Raw genomic sequence first — 17,375 nt, 5'->3', positions numbered from 1 at the left:
TATTCGAGGACCTCGTTTTTCGGAGGATTGTGTTCCGGTTTGAGGCGATGCAATGTGTTTCGGAGCCTGACCGTCCGCGTATAGTGGCCGTAGCCGTTCCGTTCGCATGTAAGGAGAGCCAACGATGACCGCCACCACCATTCATTTCGTCCGCCACGGCAAGGTCTACAACCCCGACCATCTGCTCTACGAGCGGCTTCCCGACTTCCATCTTTCGGACGTCGGCCGCCGCATGGCTCAGGCCACCGCCGCCTACTTGGCCAAGAACCCCCAGACCAACACCATCGCCGCCGTGTATTCATCGCCGCTTGACCGCACGCGCGAGACGGCCGGCGCGATCCTCGACGCGCTCAATGCGGTACGCAAGTCCCGTGGCGAGGCTCCGCTCACCCTCACCACCGACGAGCGGGTGATCGAAGCCGGCAACGAATTCCGTGGGCTTCGCATCGGCCACGGCGAAGGCGCACTGTGGAAGAACGGCAACTGGAAGCTGGTGCTGAACCTTTACAAGCCCAGCTGGGGCGAATCGTACCAGCATATCGCCGCCCGTATGGATGCCTTCGCGCGTGAGAAGGTCGCGCAGCACCCCGGCCAGCAGATCGTGGTGGTCAGTCACGAGTCGCCGATCTTCAGCTACCGTCATTATCTGGAGACCGGCCACCCGGAACACTGGATGTTCCTGCGCCAGACCGCGCTCGCGTCCGTCACGTCGGTGACGTACGACAACGAGACCGGCCGTGTGATGTCCATCACGTACGTCGATCCCGCGGCAAACGTCAAGTAACGACAAAACGCTGTGATTGCGGGCTTCTTGCGTTGCTGGTCCGCTGGGCCGTTGATTGAAGGCTGCTTGGCCGACGGTCGATTGTTGGCTGAGAGGCGCGTGAGCGAAGCCGGCCGCGCCGCATCACACTAAAATCATGTGGTGGATATGGCCGGCCGACCCGGTGAAGGGTGCGAGGGGCTCGAAGCAAAGGAGCATGTGATGACCATTGAACTCAATCGTGAAGCGATCGCTCGCGTGGCGGCATCGCCGGCGGTACATGAGGCCGCCGAAGCTGGGGCGCGGCTGATCGCCCTGTGGCCGTTGACCCAGGCCATGCAGATGGACAATGACGCCAAGTACGCCGAGAATCTGCAGGTGCGCGTCACTCGCGCGTTCGCCCGCATCCTTACCGGCGAGGACGTGACCGTGCCGGACGCCGAGTTCGTCTACGAGGGTGCCGACGAGATTCCCGGCCGTCCGCAGCCGATCGTTGACGCGCTGCTCGCCGCCAACGACGCCTACGATACGATGCTCGACTATGCCGAAACCGGTAACGCCGCGCTCGTGTTCGCGGCGGCCGAATCGTTGGGTATTGATTGGGACGCACGTACCGAGGCCGAGATACGTGGGGCGATCGATGCCGTTGAGGCGCATCTGAAGGCTGATGTTGAGGCTGATGTTGATGTTGAGGCTGAGGCTGATGGTGCTGGTGCTGGTGCTGATGCCGCTGATAGTGTCGAGTCCGATGCCGAGGAGCGTTTGGCTTCCTCTGCCGACGTTGCTCAGGTGGCCGGTCGATTCGCCACGGCGCTCGCCGTATGCGATGCGCTGTTGAGGGTGGTGGCCGGTGCCGAGGCCGTTGGCGCAGCAACGTCGGGTTCCGGTGAGTTGGATGATGCCGACGCCCGCGCCCTCGCTACCAAATCCTTGCCGATTCTGCTGTATGTCAACGAGTTGCGCGAGCAGTGCTCGGTTCCGCGCATCTGCCTGACCGATGATCGCATGCTTGCGCTGGTCAAGGCCCGTGCCGCCGCAGCTGCCTCGGGCGCGAGCACGCTGGAGGCCACTGTGGAACTCATCGCCCCACTTGCCGCCGCCGAGTGGACCAAGCATCGTGAAGACGTGCTGTGGGATCCCGCCGAAGCCAAGAAGAAGGCCAAGGAAGAGGACGAAAAGCGCAACAAGGAAGCCCTCGCCGCCAAGTTCGCCCACGTCAAGAACGACAACAAGGAGACTGTGGAGCTCTAGCAGCAGAACCCCCTCCTCCTCTCGCGAAAATGTACCGTTGAGCGCCGATCAGCGGTACATTTTCGCGAGATGAAACCATGTCCCGTGAAACGATGCTGATGAGTGTGCGAGGTGCAATAACACTATAAAAATTGGCCTCCGTTCGTGGATGAACGGAGACCAATTTGTTGTATCGGATCGGTTTGCGTCGAGCAGATCAGCTGATTGCGTTGGGTTTGCCGGCGCAGCGTTTTATTGCTTTACTGACCCTGCCAAGGTTGCTGTGCGGCGTTGTTGCCGGCGGGCGTGGCGTGAGGCGAGAGCACGGTGGCGCCGTCTTCCAGATCATCGTCATGAGTTGCGGCCGGGGCCGGGACAGTACTGGCCGGAGCGGCGGGTGTCGAAGCGGTTGGTGCCGGGGCTGCATATGCCGAGGAGAGCACGGTGGCGTCGTTGAGATCGTCGGACGGTGCCGCGGCGTTATTGGCAGCGGGGGCGGGTGCGGCCGGCGCGGGTGCGGCGAACTGGTTGAAATCAGGTGCCGGTGCGCCGGGAGCGAATCCCGGAGCGGCCGGGCTTGCCGGAGCCGGACCCGAAGGGGTGCCAAACGGGAACTGCTGCGCACCGGGCTGGGCATCGAACCGTGCGCCTTCCGGCTTGCTGGGCAACGCCATGAACACGATATATACGATGCCGCCGGCGAGCATCAGCAGCCAGCCGAAGAACATCGCGCCGACGCCGCCGGCCGCCATCGCGCCGTATCCGGACGAACCGGTCAGGCTGCCGATGCCGCCATATACAGCGGCACCGCCTCCGGCGAGCATAATGATGATGCCGAGCGCGGACGCACCATAGAAGATGGCCACCAGCCAGCCGGGCCGGTTCGTGTCGTGCAGACGGCGAACAGCCAGAGCGATGCCGGGGATAATTGTGGCCAGCAGCCACAGGTTGCTGATGAAGGCGAGATCTCCATCAGTGGCTGAGCTCAGTCCGCTGAGCACAAGGCTGATGCCGGCATTGGCCAGCGTCCACCACCAGAACTCGCTACGGGAGGCGCGTCCGGAGAACACCACGAACTTCTTCCAGAAACGAAGGAACGCCTCCGGGAAGGGGCAGTCGTAATACGGCTGGTCGAGCGGCACTCCGGCACCCGGTGCGGGAGACGGGGAGGCGTTCGGCGCGGTGTACTGGTTGTAGGCCGGCGGCGTCTGATTGAACGCGGCGTTCGGAGCCGGCTGTGTGTACCCGGGCGCGGGTGCCGAGACGAACGGCTGCTGATTGGCCGGCGTCTGCGGGTACGTCGGTTGTCCGGCGGGTGCAACGGGCTGCTGCTGTCCGTAGGCCGGCGGAACGGATTGTGCTGGAGCGGGCGTGCCATACTGTGGCACGGGTGGTACTGCGGTGTTCTGCGGGTTTGCGCCGTTCGGCGTGGGCACCTGAGGGATAGGTGCGTGGTTGGGATCGGTCATCGATTCCCCTTTCATAACAGACAGGTATCGTCCATGCCTATTCTTCCAGTCTTTGGGGCAAAGACCAACAATCATGGTGAATAATGTCTGAATTGCGGCGGGCCGTGTTGCGCGATCAATCATGAATCGCAATTGTTATCGAATCGATATCAAACATTATTGTTCGCTTTTGATCGTTTTTGGTATTCTTGCTTGCAGAACAGCGCATGCGGTCGCGGTGACGGGACTGAGGAAGCCAACGAAGCTTTTTGATGTGCGAACCGACAACAGAACATGCCAACGCAACCGACAATCTAAGCCGCATGCTCGCACTGCACAGTGTGCAATACCGGCGATTTGGGGGAATCATGAACTACGACTACAACTGCGATGCGGCGGTCGCCGACGGTCGAGACACCCGCGAGCCCCGCGAGGGCGAGACTCAGGACTGGGCCCTGCTGTTCGCTGGACTCGCCTGCTGAGCTTCTGCTCTCACAGAGTTTTCGCGCGAATCGAGCGCAAATCCAGCTTTTTGAGGCTGTTCTGCACACTTTTCGCGCGAAAGCGATACGCATATACGCGTGCACTCGTCATCTGGATTATTTTCGTGCGAATCGAGCGCAAAGGCGGTCTGGAATAGCCTGCTTTGCGCCCGATTCGCGCGAAAAGTGCAGTTGGAAATGGGCGTCCGGCGCGCGCGGCAGAATAGGGGATTATGACTGAAGCTGCAAACACCAAACCCGAACTTCCTGAGAACATTCGTGTTCGTTTCTGCCCGTCGCCGACCGGCACCCCGCATGTGGGCATGGTCCGCACCGCCCTGTTCAACTGGGCTGAGGCCCGCGCCACCGGCGGCAAACTGATCTTCCGCATCGAAGACACCGACGCCGCCCGTGACTCCGAGGAAAGCTACAACCAGATTCTCGACGCCCTGCGCTGGCTCGGCATCGACTGGGACGAAGGCATCGATGTGGGCGGTCCCCACGGCCCGTACCGTCAGTCCGAGCGCACCGCCATCTACAAGGACGTCGCCGCCAAACTGCTTGAGGCGGGTTACGCCTACGAATCCTTCTCCACTCCGGAGGAAATCGAGGCCCGCAACGTGGCAGCCGGCCGTCCGAAGGCTTTCGGCTATGACGGATACGACCGCAACCTCACCGAGGAGCAGAAGGCCGCTTTCCGTGCTGAAGGTCGCAAGCCCGCCCTGCGTATCCGCATGCCCGACGAAGACATCGCTTTCGACGATCTGATTCGCGGCACCATCGAATTCAAGGCCGGTTCGGTTCCGGACTACGTGATCGTGCGCCCGAACGGCGATCCGCTGTACACGCTCACCAACCCGGTGGACGACGCCATGATGGAGATCAACGTGGTGCTGCGCGGCGAGGATCTCTTGAGCTCCACCCCGCGTCAGATCGTGCTCTACCGTTACCTCGAAGAGCTCGGCATCGCCAAGACCACTCCGCTGTTCGGTCACATGCCATACGTGATGGGCCAAGGCAACAAGAAGCTTTCCAAGCGCGATCCGGAGTCCAACCTGTTCAACCATCGTGATGCCGGTTTCATCCGCGAGGGCCTGCTCAACTATCTGGCTCTGCTCGGCTGGTCCATCGCCCCGGACCGCGACGTGTTCTCGATGGACGAGATGATCGCCAAGTTCGACGTGCGTGACGTCAAGGCCAACCCGGCCCGCTTCGATCTGGACAAGGCCATCTCCATCAACGCCGAGCACATCCGTATGCTTTCCGCTGATGATTTCCTGCGTCGTTCCGTGCCGTACCTGCACCGTGACGGTGTGGTCTCCGCCGACTTTTGGGATGCGCTGACCTCCCGTGAGCAGGAGATTCTGACTGCCGCCGCTCCGCTGGTCCAGCCGCGCGTGCGTCTGCTGGGCGAGGTGGCCGGCATGGTAGGCTCCCTGCTTTCGACCGAAGGCTACATCGAGCCCGATGATGACGCCCGCAAGACGCTGAAGGATTCCGCCGGCGCTGTGCTCGATCTCGCGATCGCCGCGCTGGAGGGCGCTTCCGAGGACGGTTGGAAGGCCGAGCCGCTGCACGAGCTGCTCAACAAGGTGCTGATCGAGGAGGGTGGTTACAAGCCTCGTCTGGCCTTCGGCCCGGTGCGCGTGGCCGTTTCCGGCCGCCGCGTCTCCCCGCCGCTGTTCGAGTCCATGGAGATTCTCGGCAAGGATGTAACCGTGGCCCGTCTCAAGGGTTTGCGCGAGCATCTGTGAGTTTGACTGTAAGAGGCTTGTCGCTGGTGGTTTTTAGACAGGCCAGTCGATGAGTTATTCGTGAGAAGGTGGGTGTCCGTCATGCGACGGATGCCCACCTTCTTGTATATGCGGTCCTGTGCCGACGGGGGTGGAATGCCGGGAGCTGCGTTGGAGGGCCATGTCTGATGACTTTGGCAGGGAAGGCGGGCTTGGAGATGTCTGTTCCGGGCGACACGGGAAGCTTGCCTAGGGCATTCCTTTCATAGTGCAGAAAGACGAGCTGTCAACTCAAGAGTCACAATGTGACACGCCGTAGTTGACGTTGGTGAGACGTTCCCGTATATTAATCATTCGTTGCGGTTCGCCGCAGCGGGCGGAAACGCCGATAACTTAAGCCCCCATCGTCTAGCGGTCTAGGACTACGCCCTCTCACGGCGCCAACACCGGTTCAAATCCGGTTGGGGGTACTTCTTCAAAAGCCTCGGCAGTATGCCGGGGCTTTTTGCTTTCTCGCCGAAACTGGGCTAAGCGCACCGCCCGCGTTAATCGCATCCCGACACGCAAGGCAGGAGAACACCCCACCCCGGATTTAAGACCCACGTTTTGTCTATTAACCCATGGCTTGCGCGGGATATAAGACCCACGTTTCTTTACATAACCCGGATTTAAGACCAACGTTTTGACCCTTAATCTGACCCTTGATTCGACAAGAGAATTTTTCATCCAGAATGTAAGGCCCATCTTTTACCTATTCGACTCGGTTTACCCTGCTTCGTCCCGCTTCGTCCTGCTTCGTCCTGCTTCGCCTAGTTCTGGGCATGTACGTATCCCCTTCGATAACCGTTGCGCCGATTCTGGGCATATTCCGCCAGTTATTCTGGGCATACACGCGTCATACAGGGGATTCTGGGCATATCCATACCGTGAAAGTGGGGAAAGCGGGACTTTTGTGGTACGCGGATGCCCCGAACCAGTTGGGGCGGCTGCTTTGTGGTAGGTGAATGCCCAGAATAGAGGGTCGATTGATAGGGTCGATTGATAGGGTCGATGGAAGGGGATGATGGAAGGGGATGATGGAAGAGGTTGATTGATGGGGCTGACGGAGAGGGAGGCGAGGGGAGGATGGGGAACCGGGAAGGACAGTGGGAGGACAGTGGAAGGGAAGGGTGCGTTGGTGGCTGAATCCATGAACGACCTTGCGACACGCCGAGGTTTGCGATCTCTGACTCGGTGTGTAATATATACACCTGTTGCGCGGTTCGCCGAGCAGCCAGTGAAAACTGAATATGCCCCCATCGTCTAGCGGTCTAGGACTACGCCCTCTCACGGCGCCAACACCGGTTCAAATCCGGTTGGGGGTACGACGAACAACTCTTCGGAGTTGCTACGCCAGCCAAATTGGGGTGTGGTGTAATTGGCAACACAGCTGATTCTGGTTCAGCCATTCTTGGTTCGAGTCCAGGCACCCCAGCCAATGAGCCCTCGCGAAATGCGAGGGTTTTTTGTTGCCTGAGAGGCTCTGCGAACGCCTCCATGCCGGAACGACATCGGGACTATAAACCCGGGAAGCGGTGTTACCGCGATGCCGCAACAGCATCAGCCTGATGTCTGAACGAGACCAAAACGAGAACAAAGGAGATCGAGTATGTCCGAGAATCAGCAGTCTGCTGTTCAGTCCAACGCACAGGACAACGCGCAGGACACTGCGAAGAAGCACATGCCGAAGTGGGCTATCGCCCTCATCGTGGTGGTTGTCGTCGCCGTGATTGCCGTGGCCGGTGTATTCGGTTTCCGCGCCTATTCGGACGCTCAGTACAACAATGCCGTGGCTGCCTGTGCCACCGCCTCTGAAGAAGTGCGCAACGCTACCAACGACTACAACAATCTCGTTAACGGCGACGCCTCCGAAGCTGCTTCCCTCACCGAGAAGGACGTGAAGGACTCTTCCACGCTTGACGCGCTCAACAAGGAGCTGAGCGCCGAACTGCCTGAGTATGAAGGCTGCCTTGCCGACGACACCAAGGGCTACCAGGCCGCTACCGATAAGCTCAATGAGCAGACCGATTGGTATAAGTCGCACACTGCCTCTCTCCAGAAGGCCGTGGATGCAGTCAACGCTTCCAAGAAGTGAGCGATACTGACTGAGCAAGCGCTTCAACAATCGCGAAAGGCCGTCTCCCGATATTGCGGAGGCGGCCTTTCGCGATTATCAACAAAGTCGTTTACCGTTTCCCGGTCACCCAGCGGGCATCAGAATGCACATGCGGAATCATCATTACGATTACTGCAATCAAGCAGCCGATCATCACCATCAAAATAACGTCTTCATGACCGTGCGTCTGCAGCGTGGCCCCGGTCAAAGCGCCGAGTGCCAAAGCCAGCATCACGATGGCTCGACGGCCAAGTTTGGACTGTTCATGACCATGAGCGGACGTATCGGCAATGATGCCGGTCAGCGTCATCGTGAGTACTGTGGTGGGCAAATCCGGTACCGAGAGTTTGCGGGCGGTGGAATTCTGGATGCCCATAGCCGGGGCGAGCAGCACGATCAACAGAATAATATGCAGATCAATGTGCCGGGCGGTGGGGAAGTTCAGGCTGGGTTGCGAGGCGCGTACGATAGCCGAAGCGTCGGTGCCGCCCATCGATGGTTCTGGCGCGAAACGGTTGAGCAAGTAGATGCCAATCAGCGCGGCAACCACGAACGCCAGCTGAATTGAAGTCGAAACCAGCAGATGACGTGCGCGGTTGTCTCCAAAGTAATGAATAATGCGTCCGCCGATGAACGCGCCGATCATGAACGTGGCTAACGTGAGTGCGGAAGTCCACCAGACGAAGCCTTGCGCGTGCGCGAACGCGAAACCGAGAAATACGATGTTGCCGGTCACGTTGGCCACAAACACGTGCCCGAGCGCCAGATAACTTAAGGCGTCCACCAGTCCGGCGACGAACGTGAGAATCACCAGCGCCGGGGAAAGCAAGCCGTAGCGATCATTCTTGCGGGGAACCAGCGTACGTCCTGCTTCGGCAAGGTGTGAGGTCATGATGTTGGGGGCTTTCTTTCTATGTTGCGATTCTTCTCGACAATCCGAATGTGAACAATATCATGCCGTGTTCTCTAGTGACACGTGCGTGCTGCCGGTGAAGTGGCGGTACAGTGCTGTTTGTCGGCGTCGACGGAAACAGCGACGCCGAAGAAACGCACATGAATAATGTGGTGTTTGTGGGTGTTGGCGATTCCGTACGGCTGACGAGAACTGTACGAGAGTCGAAAGGATTCACCTGCATGGCCACCGTCAAGCAGTCTTCCGGAAACCGCTGGACCAGCGCAATCATTCCCGCACTGTTGATTCATATTCCGATCGGCACCGTCTACTGCTGGAGTGTGTTCAAACAGCTCATCGCCGATCAGTTGCATGTCAACGCCTCGGCGGTGGAGTGGGGCTTCTCGCTCGCGATTTTCTTCCTCGGTATGTCTGCGGCGTTCGCCGGACCGATGGTGGAGAAGGATATTAAGAAATCCGCATTGGTTTCGATGATCTGCTTTGTGGTTGGCTTTGCAGGTACCGGTGTGAGCATCGCCTTGGGATTCCTGCCGGGCGTGTTCATCTGTTATGGCGCGATTATGGGCGTGGGCCTCGGCGTCGGCTACTTGACTCCGGTCAAGAATCTGATGCTGTGGTTCGCGGACAATAAAGGACTGGCCACAGGCGTTGCCGTCGCGGGATTCGGCCTGTCCAAAGCCCTGGCGAGCCCGGTGATGGAATGGCTGATCGGTGCCGTGGGTCTTGTGAACATGTTCTATGTGCTCGCCGCGGTGTATGTGGTGATGATGTTCGTTGGATTCCTGCTGATTCAACGTCCAGCTGGTTGGACATACGATCCGGTCGCCTCGCATGTCAGCCGCGCATCGATTCTGAAGAAGCCGGTGTTCTGGGGTATTTGGATCGCGTTCTATATCAATATCACCTGCGGTTTGGCGCTGATCAGTCAGGAGAAGGACATTCTCCACGATGTGCTGCAGTCCTTGCCGCAGTATGCGTCGTTGGATGCTGCGGATTTTGCTGCTGCGATTGCCGGCGTGATTGGACTGGTGCTTGCGGTGGATTCGGTATTCAACACTGCTGGTCGCGTGGGATTCTCCGCGCTGTCTGACCATTTGAAGCGTCGCGAAAGTGTGTATCAGGTGATTTTCGTGATGTCGATCGCCGTATGTGTGCTGCAGACGGTGACGGGCAGCATCGACAACGCACTGCTGTGGGCCGTGCTCGCCATGCTGTTCCTCGTTAACGCCGGCTATGGCGGTGGTTTCTCTACGCTTCCCGTACTGCTGGATCAGCATTTCGGCACCAAAACCGTGTCCACCACACATGGTTTGACGTTGAGTGCATGGGCGTTTGCGGGATTGTCCGGAAACCAGCTGGCGTCGTTTGTAGTGACGCATGCGCCGGATCAGTCGCATCGATATGCGGCACTGATTCCTGTACTGACCGTGTTGTTCGTCGTGGCGCTGGCCAGCATTACTGCAGTCAAGGTTGCGGGCAAGCGATCGTGAATCGCGCGGACAATATGCGGATGGCGCGCGGCTGATCCCGAGCGTGGCTTCGCACATGATGAAGTGTGTGCTGGACGGCAAGCAGTTCTCGGCTTGGCGTCCGGTGGGAAGGGCGTCAAGGCTTACGCAATGGTGCTGCAATAATTCGCCGCGAATTCACTTGCGATTTGCTGGATGAGCATAGCTCGGTAACACGCTGCCGTTATACCTGTGCGTAATGCCGATGAGGCTAGTGTCGATGAGGCTAGGAAAAGGAATGATGATGCAGTCAGATAACAACCAGCATGAGTCGCATCAGAGTGATCCGCATTACGGTAGCGAATATCAGTACGACGTTTACATGTATGCCGAATATGGAATTGAGTGGTGACTAGCTTTTGATCGAAGCCCTGAAGAGGATGTGATGGGGGCTCAGTAACGGGGTTCTGATTGAGGGGCTTACAAGCGAGGAGTCTCTGGAGCCCCGAGTGAGAATTGGACTCACGACCTCTTCCTTACCAAGGAAGTGCTCTACCACTGAGCTATCGGGGCGATGATGCGCGGACAGGCTGACGTCCGTTAAGCAACTTGGAATACATTACACGGAATCGTGTATTACGCAAATCGGCGTTTGCGCGTGGCCGTTTTGCGGCTTTATTGCGCTCGGCATTGGCGCGGGCGTTTGCGGGGCGGCACGCGGGATGGCTCGCGGGATTCATAGGTGCGCAAGTTCATAGATTAGGTGCGCACATGAGCGTGATATTGGCCGATTTGCGTTTTCGTACCACTCGGGCGTGCCACGAAAGTGTGTTTCGGGCTGTTGTGTGTTTTTGTACCACGCAAATCCTTGGAATTCCGTGAGGTGCGGAAGCGCTCGTAGATGCTACCGCGGTACGTCCCCGCAAAAACGACAAAAATACGCGATTGTGTACACGCCTATGCAGCTCGTTGTGCTGCTTTGCAGGCTATTCGCAAGCTATGGGGGCTATGTATGTTGCGTCGCGGGTTATAGGGTTGTGATGAGCATGGAAAGAAGGTTTTCGGAAAACTCTGAAAACCCTGACGAGGATACGAGATTCGCAACTTCAGGCCGTAAGACTGGCGGAATCGCAACGAAAATCGGCATACCGCCCAACCGTCTTACTTCTTAACTTGCCGCTCTTCTTCGGCGTGTTGCGGAAGTTTGCAAGTTGGAGTCCAACAGGTGCCAACCTCGGTACTGCTTAAACCACTGTACCCGGTGCAATCGTCAGATTGTGGAGGCGTGGTTGCGCACTTTGTCCAGAAATGCTTTACAGCGGGCTTCATCGTCGTTGGAGGTACCTATGCCGGAGAGCACCAGTCGTTTGCGTAGCTTGATGCCGGTGAGCGCGAACAGGTTGTCGTTCAGCAGTTTGGTGCCTCCGATTCCGGCGAAGCCCCACAGGTATCGAGGGGCACGGCTGGTGACGATGATGTCGGCGGTACGTGGAGCCAGCCGCTTGTCCGTGGTGAACTTGGATGTGTACGAGAACGCGACTTTCGGTGTGAACACGCGTGCCTGCCAGCCGGACAGTAATGAAGGCATCTGTCCCCACCAGATGGGATATGCGAATACGATGTGGTCGGCCCAAAGCACCTCCTGCTGCGATCGGGTGATGAACGGGTCCTCCTCCATGCGCTTGCGGTAGCCGTATCGCAATACGGGATCGAAGGTCTCTTCGCCAAGATTCAGGATGTGCAGGGTGTTCCGACCGGTGTCGACGCCACTCGCATAGGCGTCGCGGATTGCGGCGTGGAAGCTGTTGGGATCCGGGTGCCCGTTGATGTACAGGATATTGGTCATCGTGTTCCTTTCTGAGCGAGCCGGGAGAGACCATCGGTCGTTTGACGTCGTAGCGCATGCGGCTGGCCGATGTACAGCAGATCAAAGATCAGGCAGATTGCTCCCATGAGAAGGATATAGACGTTGAGGCTTTCGATCAGTCCGCCTAGTATCGTGGGGGCGAGCGTGCCCAGGCATTTGGCGATGGCCATCGACATGGTTTGTCCGCGTCCGTTCCCACGGTTCCACAGATGGGTGAGGAACAGCACGGACATCACGGCGTTCTGCGCGAATGCCGAGTACTGCGATGCCTCCACGGTGTTGTCGAATCGCAGATAGAACGCGAGTTGTGCCATCGCGCAGGTGATGAGCGCAAGCGTGGTGAACGCGGCGAAATGACGTCGCGCCGGCGTCGGCAGCAGCGCGCGCCCGTATCGCACCCATGTGACGACGATGGCGATATCGAGGCACGCCCATATCGCGTTGACCCATGTCTGTATGTCCGATGGGTTGGAGACGAAGCCGTCGAAGGTATACAGCGCCTCCCAGCAGATGTTGAGCCCCAGTGCGAACAGAGGCATGCCGCAGGTACGCTCTTTGAAACCGTTGCGAATCAAGCTGATGTAGGTCACCGACCAGCAGACGCCTGACACGGCCATCAGCACCGGCTTGATCATCACGATGCCCATGATGCGTTCACCTCCGTTCGTAGCGTTTCCTGCGTAGGTTTTTCGACATATATGCTAGCGGCGAGCGAATGATGCGGAGCGTACGTTTCGGGACAATCCGACAGATAATTGACATGTGAAGACGAGATGTCCGCCAACACGGGGAATCTTTACATATGGCAGATCGTCAGGGCAGTCGCGGCAATCGGGATTTGCGGGTCATACGCACCTACGAGTCGCTATTCGGAGCTTTTGAGCGGCTGATGGGTACCCAACGTCTGGATGACATCACCATAAGCGCGTTGTGCGACGAAGCTATGGTGCGCCGGGCCACGTTTTACTCTCATTTCTCGGATAAGAATGATTTCGTCGCGGCGATGATGCGCTGGATACAGTATCTGGCGATGGCGTCCTTTCGTGGTGAGTGGAAGAAACTGCGTGCAGATGGCGTGATGCCCGACCGTGCGATGCTGACCGAGATGTATGTCCGTTGCAGCGTTGCACAGCTTGAGCGGCATCGGGTCATGCTGCTGGGCATGAAGCGTAGTGGCATGGTTCCGTACCTGCTGGGTTTCGCCACTAGTGCCGACGGATACGCAGCGCAGTTGCCGGGGCAGGCCGATTCCGGGTCATTGGGAGATATTCTCGCCCAATTGGGCGGTGAAGATACGCGTGAAGGTGCCGGCGACGGTACTTCCGGAGGCGGTGTCTCTCCCGAGTTGCGGGAGCAGTTCGTCGCCGGCGCGCTGGCCCAAAGCGTGATGTGGTGGCTGGAAGACGGACACGGCATCGATCGGGAATCGTTCATCAAGCAGATGTCGCGGTTGATGCTGCGCGTCTGATGGTCTAACAGGTACGGAAGCGCGAGAGCCGTCCCCCAAGATACTCGGGGCGTCCGGCTCTTACTTCCATTTCCCCAGCGGGGTTGGCTTTGCTCGTAACCGTAATCAATGGTGTGGAAGAACAGAAGGAGGCTGACGCATCAGCTCCTCTTAGGCGTCACTCGAAGGCTCCCCTCGAAATTGCCGGTCCACTCTGGTACCTGCCAGTGCGCTATGAGAGTCGCTTGGGCTACTGAGATGGGAGGAGATGCTTGCGCACTTTTTTCAGGTAGTTCTTTTTGAAGGCACCTACCGGTCCGAAGAAGCGTTCGTCGGTGGCGGTCTGCTCGTGGTTCTCGTATTTGCGGGCGGTCAGTTCGATGGTGCAGATGAGATCGGCTACCTGCGCCAGCCGATAATCGGTCGGAGAACCTTTCCTGTATACGATGGCCTGCTTCGAGAGCGCGTATTCAACCGCGCCGCGGATAGCCTGGGTGATTAGACTCTGGCCTCCGTCGTAGTAAACCTTGACGGCATCGAAGCGTTGAAACAGATCGAGATGGTCGAACACGGTATTGACGATGTCTCGTTTGATACGCATCCCGAGTTGTTCCAAGGTTGTGTATTCGGCTTTCCGGTAAATAAGCGTCACGTATTGCACCGGTAGCTTGTGGAGCATGGACATGAAGTAGGCGAGGAGTCGCTTGCGCTGGCTGATGGCAAGGCGCTGGTAGTCATCGTGTCCATTCAGTAAAGGGGAGGCGTGCATGGGGATGTCCGGCAATCCGGCGTTGCGGAGCAACTGCTCGTAATCCTCGAAAACGGGGATGACCGGATTGAACTGGTCGTGAAATACCAGCGTCAGCGCGTAATACTCGGACTGGAAGCCTTGTTCGCCGGATTCATCCGCGAAGATTGAGCCGTCCGCCATTGCACCTCTCCTGAAACGAAAAATGCCGGGGGATTCCCCCGGCTCATGGAAGTCTCACATTGCTGCGGACCTGTGTACTGGATACAGTACCAAATTCTGGTACGCACCGCAAAACGTGATTTAGTTGTGGAAAAAATCGGGGGAGAGGGTGGTGCTATGCCTCGGTGCGTGCCCAAGGAGACGAATCATGCACGTGGTTTCAAGGCGTGCGGTCGCCGCATCGCCTTCGTTGTTACGTCCACAGCGTGTCGCACTGCCAGCGCATCGACGGGGCTTCCGATTATTTGTGGGATGGTTGTGGTGGGGTGAGGATGCGCCATGTGCCGCGTCTGCCCGAGCCGATGCGCTCGATGATTCCGGATTCGCGTAGCGTTTGGAAAGCTCTTCGGGCTGTGGAGTATGACGCATTCAAGGCGTCTGCTGCTTCGTGGTAGGTGATTGACGGATTCGTGCGAATCAGGTTGAGTAGCAGCTGTCCCCGAGAAGGTGCCTTTTCCTGCTCATCTTCCTGTTCATTGGAGTCGTTTACCTGTTCATTTTCATGCTCATGGGGGTCATGCTTGGTCTCATCGTGAGCAGGTAGATCGTCTTCGGCGGTGGTGCCCTCCACCCAGCGCACGGGGACGAACGCCTCGAACACGTCGGCGTCGTTGAGCCATTTCTCTGCCTCGGTCTCGAAACCCTCGGCGAAGCGCTTCGTGTAGTACTCGGGTAGCATGCCCGGTCACTTGTAGTATGCCTCCACGGGAGGCTTGTACTTCGCCTCGATGTACTTCCGGCCGGATCTGCGGCTCGTCTTCAGTGAGACTGTGCCGAACCGTCTTCTCGCTCTTGCCATGTTCGCCGCCTTCGTGTGGAACGTATCGTGGATCATCTGTGGGAGGACCGTGGCTCGTCAGTGAACGACGTGAGGCTCGCGGTCCATCTCCCCAAGACCTCGACCGCCGGCTCCCGCGGAGCCGGTTCTCCATGCGGGGTATTCGACGGGACGACGGCGAACGGTCATATCCCTTCTGGGGATGTGGCTTATCGGAGAAACGACGTGAAGCATGGCGACGCCATACGAATGTGATGGAATTGTGATGGCGTGAGTGCGCCCGGGCGACGCGAAAACGCTCACGTATGCGCTCACGTATGGCGGGGGAAAAACGGTCCCGCATGACCGTTGACGGAACGGCGACGCTGCCCGCCCGACAGCCAGAAAACTTTGCAATTCCGCCGTTTCCCCGGCGTTTCGGCAACAAAAAAGGGTTTCCAGAAATCTCTGAAAACCCTGATGGCGGAGGATACGAGATTGATTCAAAACCCCGAAAACCGTTGAAATTCCAGCGTTCCTTTCTCTCGAATCTCGTGTCGGCATACATGTCGGCACGTTCCGCCTCGGCTTTGCATCCAGTATAAGGCATCTCGGGATGTCGGAGGGAGTGTTGGGCTCTGATTTTGAAGATTGAAAAGCAAAGCGGATATGTGATGCGCTGCTTGCAGTGAGCATTTTTGAAAGAGATGATGTAGTCAGGTATTGTGCCAAACATTGCGACACGCCATAACTTGACCAACTTCTTAAAGTGTTGTACCCTTGAGCCCAAGGCGTAATGGATTTGACGTATGTTTTTCTATGCCCTATTCTCGAAGTCATCGAGCATTTGGTGCACAACGAATGTGCCGCTGCTCAATGTAAGGACAAGATGACAACGAAGGAAAAATCCATGACCGCAAAGAAGACAGTCAAGGCGCACATCTCCCGGACCGACCGCGACATGTACGTGCCGTGCAACGACCCGGAATGCAGGTACCCGCACGTGACGTTCGCCAGCTTGGCCACTTTGCTCGCGTTCAACATGCTCGCGGATTCGCGCGGATGGAAACTCGTCGGCGGACGCATCCAGCCGCAGACCGAGAAGGGACGCAAGGCTCTGTTGCGAATCGTGCAGGGGCCCGAGATGCGCCATGTTGCGGAGGTGCCGCAGGGATGCAGCGTCCTGCTCGACGAACCACAGGTGTCCGTCGATACCTTGTTCGACGCATACGCGGCAGCCGAGTTCAGGAAGCCGGGCTACCTGATGCGGAACGTGAGCGAGTGCGAGTGGCTGGTCAGGCATGTGCGCAGTCAGCGCATCGCAACGGTCTCCAAGACGATGGGCTGTTCCGGTCTGCCGTTCGAAATGCTCGTGGAAGAACTCACTGACTTCTTCCTGAGCCGGGGCATGAAGGACCAGTCCGACCAAGAGGAAGCGGTCCTCCAGATTCTTTCGCTCATCGCTCCGGAACTGGTGCATGCGGATGACGCCAGCCTCGATAAGGTGATGAAGGAGTTCGCCGCCGGTACGGTGGATGTGGATGGAATCCGGATGGCCGCATGCGCTTTGGGCCGGCTGAACACGACCGCTTCGAGGAGGTCGGCCAGGTACCTCATCACCGACAGCAAGCTGCACCTGCAAAAGAGGGGTTCCTCCAGGCTCCTCATGGATTACGAGATAGACCAATGGCACGACCGGCTTCGCTGGTACGTGGAAGGCCGTCTCAAGCTCGGCTTCACTCCGGAGGAAACCACCAAGTACCTGCCCGACGGTAAGGGGCGTGAGCATTACTGGCTGTTCGGCTTCAGCACGATTGACTGCTGTTACTTCGAGAACACTCGAATTGTCGACACGCGATACCTGAAAGGACGGTCCCCGTCCCTGCTCCGCAGGTATCTCACCAACGTGTACTACAACCCGGGCAACGTGCGCTACTTGGCGTACCAGGGAACGGAGTACACGCTGAAGCAGTGCCGCAATCCAAAGACGAAGCAGGAGTTCACGGCGCAGGAAGCCGCACTGCTCGGAACGTTGCTGGACTCCCGCACTGAAGCAGGCTACCAGCTGCCGAGCGCATGGCGCAAAGCAGCATAGCGCTCATGGAACTCTCCAATCCCATCCGTCCTGCCGGGTACCGTTGAAGTATCCGGCAGGACAGCGA

General features: G+C 58.3%; 15 protein-coding genes and 4 tRNA genes. 12 read left to right on the top strand and 7 right to left on the bottom strand.

Annotated features, from left to right (window positions below; genetic code table 11):
• Positions 1-124 precede the first annotated feature (124 nt).
• Together CUU80_RS06925 and CUU80_RS06920 are read left to right on the top strand one after the other, a co-directional pair.
• Positions 125-784, top strand: a complete 660-nt coding sequence (locus CUU80_RS06925; protein WP_100496575.1) for a histidine phosphatase family protein — start codon at positions 125-127, stop codon at positions 782-784.
• 201 nt (positions 785-985) lie between these two features.
• Positions 986-2,014 (top strand): hypothetical protein, encoded by a 1,029-nt coding sequence (locus CUU80_RS06920; protein WP_100496574.1) that lies wholly within the window; start codon positions 986-988, stop codon positions 2,012-2,014.
• A gap of 239 nt (positions 2,015-2,253) precedes the next feature.
• Here CUU80_RS06920 and CUU80_RS06915 read toward each other — a convergent pair whose 3' ends face one another.
• The gene (locus CUU80_RS06915) at positions 2,254-3,462 is read right to left on the bottom strand and encodes a DUF805 domain-containing protein (protein WP_100496573.1); all 1,209 of its coding nucleotides are present in this window, start codon (positions 3,460-3,462) and stop codon (positions 2,254-2,256) included.
• 251 nt (positions 3,463-3,713) lie between these two features.
• Here CUU80_RS06915 and CUU80_RS06910 point away from each other — a divergent pair, with 251 nt between their 5' ends.
• From CUU80_RS06910 to CUU80_RS06880, 6 genes are all read left to right on the top strand, one after another.
• On the top strand, positions 3,714-3,923 hold the full coding sequence (locus CUU80_RS06910; RefSeq protein WP_100496572.1) for a hypothetical protein: 210 nt from the start codon (positions 3,714-3,716) through the stop codon (positions 3,921-3,923).
• A gap of 233 nt (positions 3,924-4,156) precedes the next feature.
• Positions 4,157-5,677: a glutamate--tRNA ligase gene (gltX, locus tag CUU80_RS06905; RefSeq protein WP_100496571.1), complete on the top strand. Its 1,521-nt coding sequence runs from the start codon at positions 4,157-4,159 to the stop codon at positions 5,675-5,677.
• A 376-nt stretch (positions 5,678-6,053) separates the two neighbouring features.
• Positions 6,054-6,126, top strand: a tRNA-Glu gene (locus CUU80_RS06900).
• Positions 6,127-6,947: 821 nt separating this feature from the next.
• Positions 6,948-7,020 (top strand) — tRNA-Glu (locus CUU80_RS06890).
• A 38-nt stretch (positions 7,021-7,058) separates the two neighbouring features.
• Positions 7,059-7,133: transfer RNA gene (locus tag CUU80_RS06885), tRNA-Gln, on the top strand.
• 171 nt (positions 7,134-7,304) lie between these two features.
• Positions 7,305-7,790 carry a hypothetical protein gene (locus CUU80_RS06880; RefSeq protein ID WP_100496569.1) on the top strand — a complete coding sequence of 162 codons (486 nt, stop codon included), beginning with the start codon at positions 7,305-7,307 and terminating at the stop codon, positions 7,788-7,790.
• Positions 7,791-7,881: 91 nt separating this feature from the next.
• Here the strand turns inward: CUU80_RS06880 and CUU80_RS06875 are convergent, their stop codons facing one another.
• Positions 7,882-8,703, bottom strand: coding sequence for a YoaK family protein (locus CUU80_RS06875; RefSeq protein WP_100496568.1), 822 nt, complete (start codon positions 8,701-8,703; stop codon positions 7,882-7,884).
• 242 nt (positions 8,704-8,945) lie between these two features.
• Between CUU80_RS06875 and CUU80_RS06870 the strand changes: the two genes are divergently transcribed.
• On the top strand, positions 8,946-10,214 hold the full coding sequence (locus CUU80_RS06870) for an OFA family MFS transporter (RefSeq protein WP_100496567.1): 1,269 nt from the start codon (positions 8,946-8,948) through the stop codon (positions 10,212-10,214).
• A 456-nt stretch (positions 10,215-10,670) separates the two neighbouring features.
• Here the strand turns inward: CUU80_RS06870 and CUU80_RS06865 are convergent.
• The 3 genes from CUU80_RS06865 to CUU80_RS06855 form a co-directional block, all read right to left on the bottom strand.
• Positions 10,671-10,745, bottom strand: a tRNA-Thr gene (locus CUU80_RS06865).
• 697 nt (positions 10,746-11,442) lie between these two features.
• Positions 11,443-12,018 carry an NAD(P)H-dependent oxidoreductase gene (locus CUU80_RS06860; RefSeq protein WP_100496566.1) on the bottom strand — a complete coding sequence of 192 codons (576 nt, stop codon included), beginning with the start codon at positions 12,016-12,018 and terminating at the stop codon, positions 11,443-11,445.
• Positions 12,015-12,686: a transmembrane-type terpene cyclase gene (locus CUU80_RS06855; RefSeq protein ID WP_207760098.1), complete on the bottom strand. Its 672-nt coding sequence runs from the start codon at positions 12,684-12,686 to the stop codon at positions 12,015-12,017. The genes CUU80_RS06860 and CUU80_RS06855 overlap by 4 nt, the downstream gene beginning before the upstream one ends.
• A 155-nt stretch (positions 12,687-12,841) precedes the next feature.
• Between CUU80_RS06855 and CUU80_RS06850 the strand changes: the two genes are divergently transcribed.
• Entirely contained in the window at positions 12,842-13,507 is a 666-nt protein-coding gene (locus CUU80_RS06850; RefSeq protein ID WP_100496565.1) for a TetR/AcrR family transcriptional regulator, read from the top strand.
• 229 nt (positions 13,508-13,736) lie between these two features.
• On the opposite strand, the gene CUU80_RS06845 is transcribed toward CUU80_RS06850, so the two are convergent.
• Positions 13,737-14,417, bottom strand: a complete 681-nt coding sequence (locus tag CUU80_RS06845; RefSeq protein ID WP_100496564.1) for a DUF3800 domain-containing protein — start codon at positions 14,415-14,417, stop codon at positions 13,737-13,739.
• Between the two features lie 280 nt (positions 14,418-14,697).
• Positions 14,698-15,135: a winged helix-turn-helix transcriptional regulator gene (locus tag CUU80_RS06840; protein WP_100496563.1), complete on the bottom strand. Its 438-nt coding sequence runs from the start codon at positions 15,133-15,135 to the stop codon at positions 14,698-14,700.
• Positions 15,136-15,575: 440 nt separating this feature from the next.
• Here CUU80_RS06840 and CUU80_RS10675 point away from each other — a divergent pair, with 440 nt between their 5' ends.
• Together CUU80_RS10675 and CUU80_RS06835 are read left to right on the top strand one after the other, a co-directional pair.
• Positions 15,576-15,818: a hypothetical protein gene (locus CUU80_RS10675; protein WP_133119404.1), complete on the top strand. Its 243-nt coding sequence runs from the start codon at positions 15,576-15,578 to the stop codon at positions 15,816-15,818.
• A 305-nt stretch (positions 15,819-16,123) separates the two neighbouring features.
• Positions 16,124-17,308, top strand: a complete 1,185-nt coding sequence (locus CUU80_RS06835; protein WP_100496562.1) for a hypothetical protein — start codon at positions 16,124-16,126, stop codon at positions 17,306-17,308.
• Positions 17,309-17,375 lie beyond the last annotated feature (67 nt).

Source organism: Bifidobacterium scaligerum, from assembly GCF_002802865.1.
In the GTDB taxonomy this organism is placed as follows: Bacteria; Actinomycetota; Actinomycetes; order Actinomycetales; family Bifidobacteriaceae; genus Bifidobacterium; species Bifidobacterium scaligerum.
This window is presented reverse-complemented; position numbering and strand designations above follow the sequence as displayed.

Excerpts from the sequence above, each read along its gene's own strand:
- CUU80_RS06920 (WP_100496574.1), top strand. The coding sequence starts at position 986 with ATGACCATTGAACTCAATCGTGAAGCGATCGCTCGCGTGGCGGCATCG.
- CUU80_RS06910 (WP_100496572.1), top strand. The coding sequence starts at position 3,714 with ATGTGCGAACCGACAACAGAACATGCCAACGCAACCGACAATCTAAGC.
- CUU80_RS06855 (WP_207760098.1), bottom strand. The coding sequence starts at position 12,686 with ATGGGCATCGTGATGATCAAGCCGGTGCTGATGGCCGTGTCAGGCGTC.
- CUU80_RS06835 (WP_100496562.1), top strand. The coding sequence starts at position 16,124 with ATGACCGCAAAGAAGACAGTCAAGGCGCACATCTCCCGGACCGACCGC.
- CUU80_RS06850 (WP_100496565.1), top strand. The coding sequence starts at position 12,842 with ATGGCAGATCGTCAGGGCAGTCGCGGCAATCGGGATTTGCGGGTCATA.
- CUU80_RS06845 (WP_100496564.1), bottom strand. The coding sequence starts at position 14,417 with ATGGCGGACGGCTCAATCTTCGCGGATGAATCCGGCGAACAAGGCTTC.
- CUU80_RS10675 (WP_133119404.1), top strand. The coding sequence starts at position 15,576 with ATGACCGTTGACGGAACGGCGACGCTGCCCGCCCGACAGCCAGAAAAC.
- CUU80_RS06840 (WP_100496563.1), bottom strand. The coding sequence starts at position 15,135 with ATGCTACCCGAGTACTACACGAAGCGCTTCGCCGAGGGTTTCGAGACC.
- CUU80_RS06880 (WP_100496569.1), top strand. The coding sequence starts at position 7,305 with ATGTCCGAGAATCAGCAGTCTGCTGTTCAGTCCAACGCACAGGACAAC.
- CUU80_RS06875 (WP_100496568.1), bottom strand. The coding sequence starts at position 8,703 with ATGACCTCACACCTTGCCGAAGCAGGACGTACGCTGGTTCCCCGCAAG.
- CUU80_RS06925 (WP_100496575.1), top strand. The coding sequence starts at position 125 with ATGACCGCCACCACCATTCATTTCGTCCGCCACGGCAAGGTCTACAAC.
- CUU80_RS06870 (WP_100496567.1), top strand. The coding sequence starts at position 8,946 with ATGGCCACCGTCAAGCAGTCTTCCGGAAACCGCTGGACCAGCGCAATC.
- CUU80_RS06915 (WP_100496573.1), bottom strand. The coding sequence starts at position 3,462 with ATGACCGATCCCAACCACGCACCTATCCCTCAGGTGCCCACGCCGAAC.
- CUU80_RS06860 (WP_100496566.1), bottom strand. The coding sequence starts at position 12,018 with ATGACCAATATCCTGTACATCAACGGGCACCCGGATCCCAACAGCTTC.
- gltX (WP_100496571.1), top strand. The coding sequence starts at position 4,157 with ATGACTGAAGCTGCAAACACCAAACCCGAACTTCCTGAGAACATTCGT.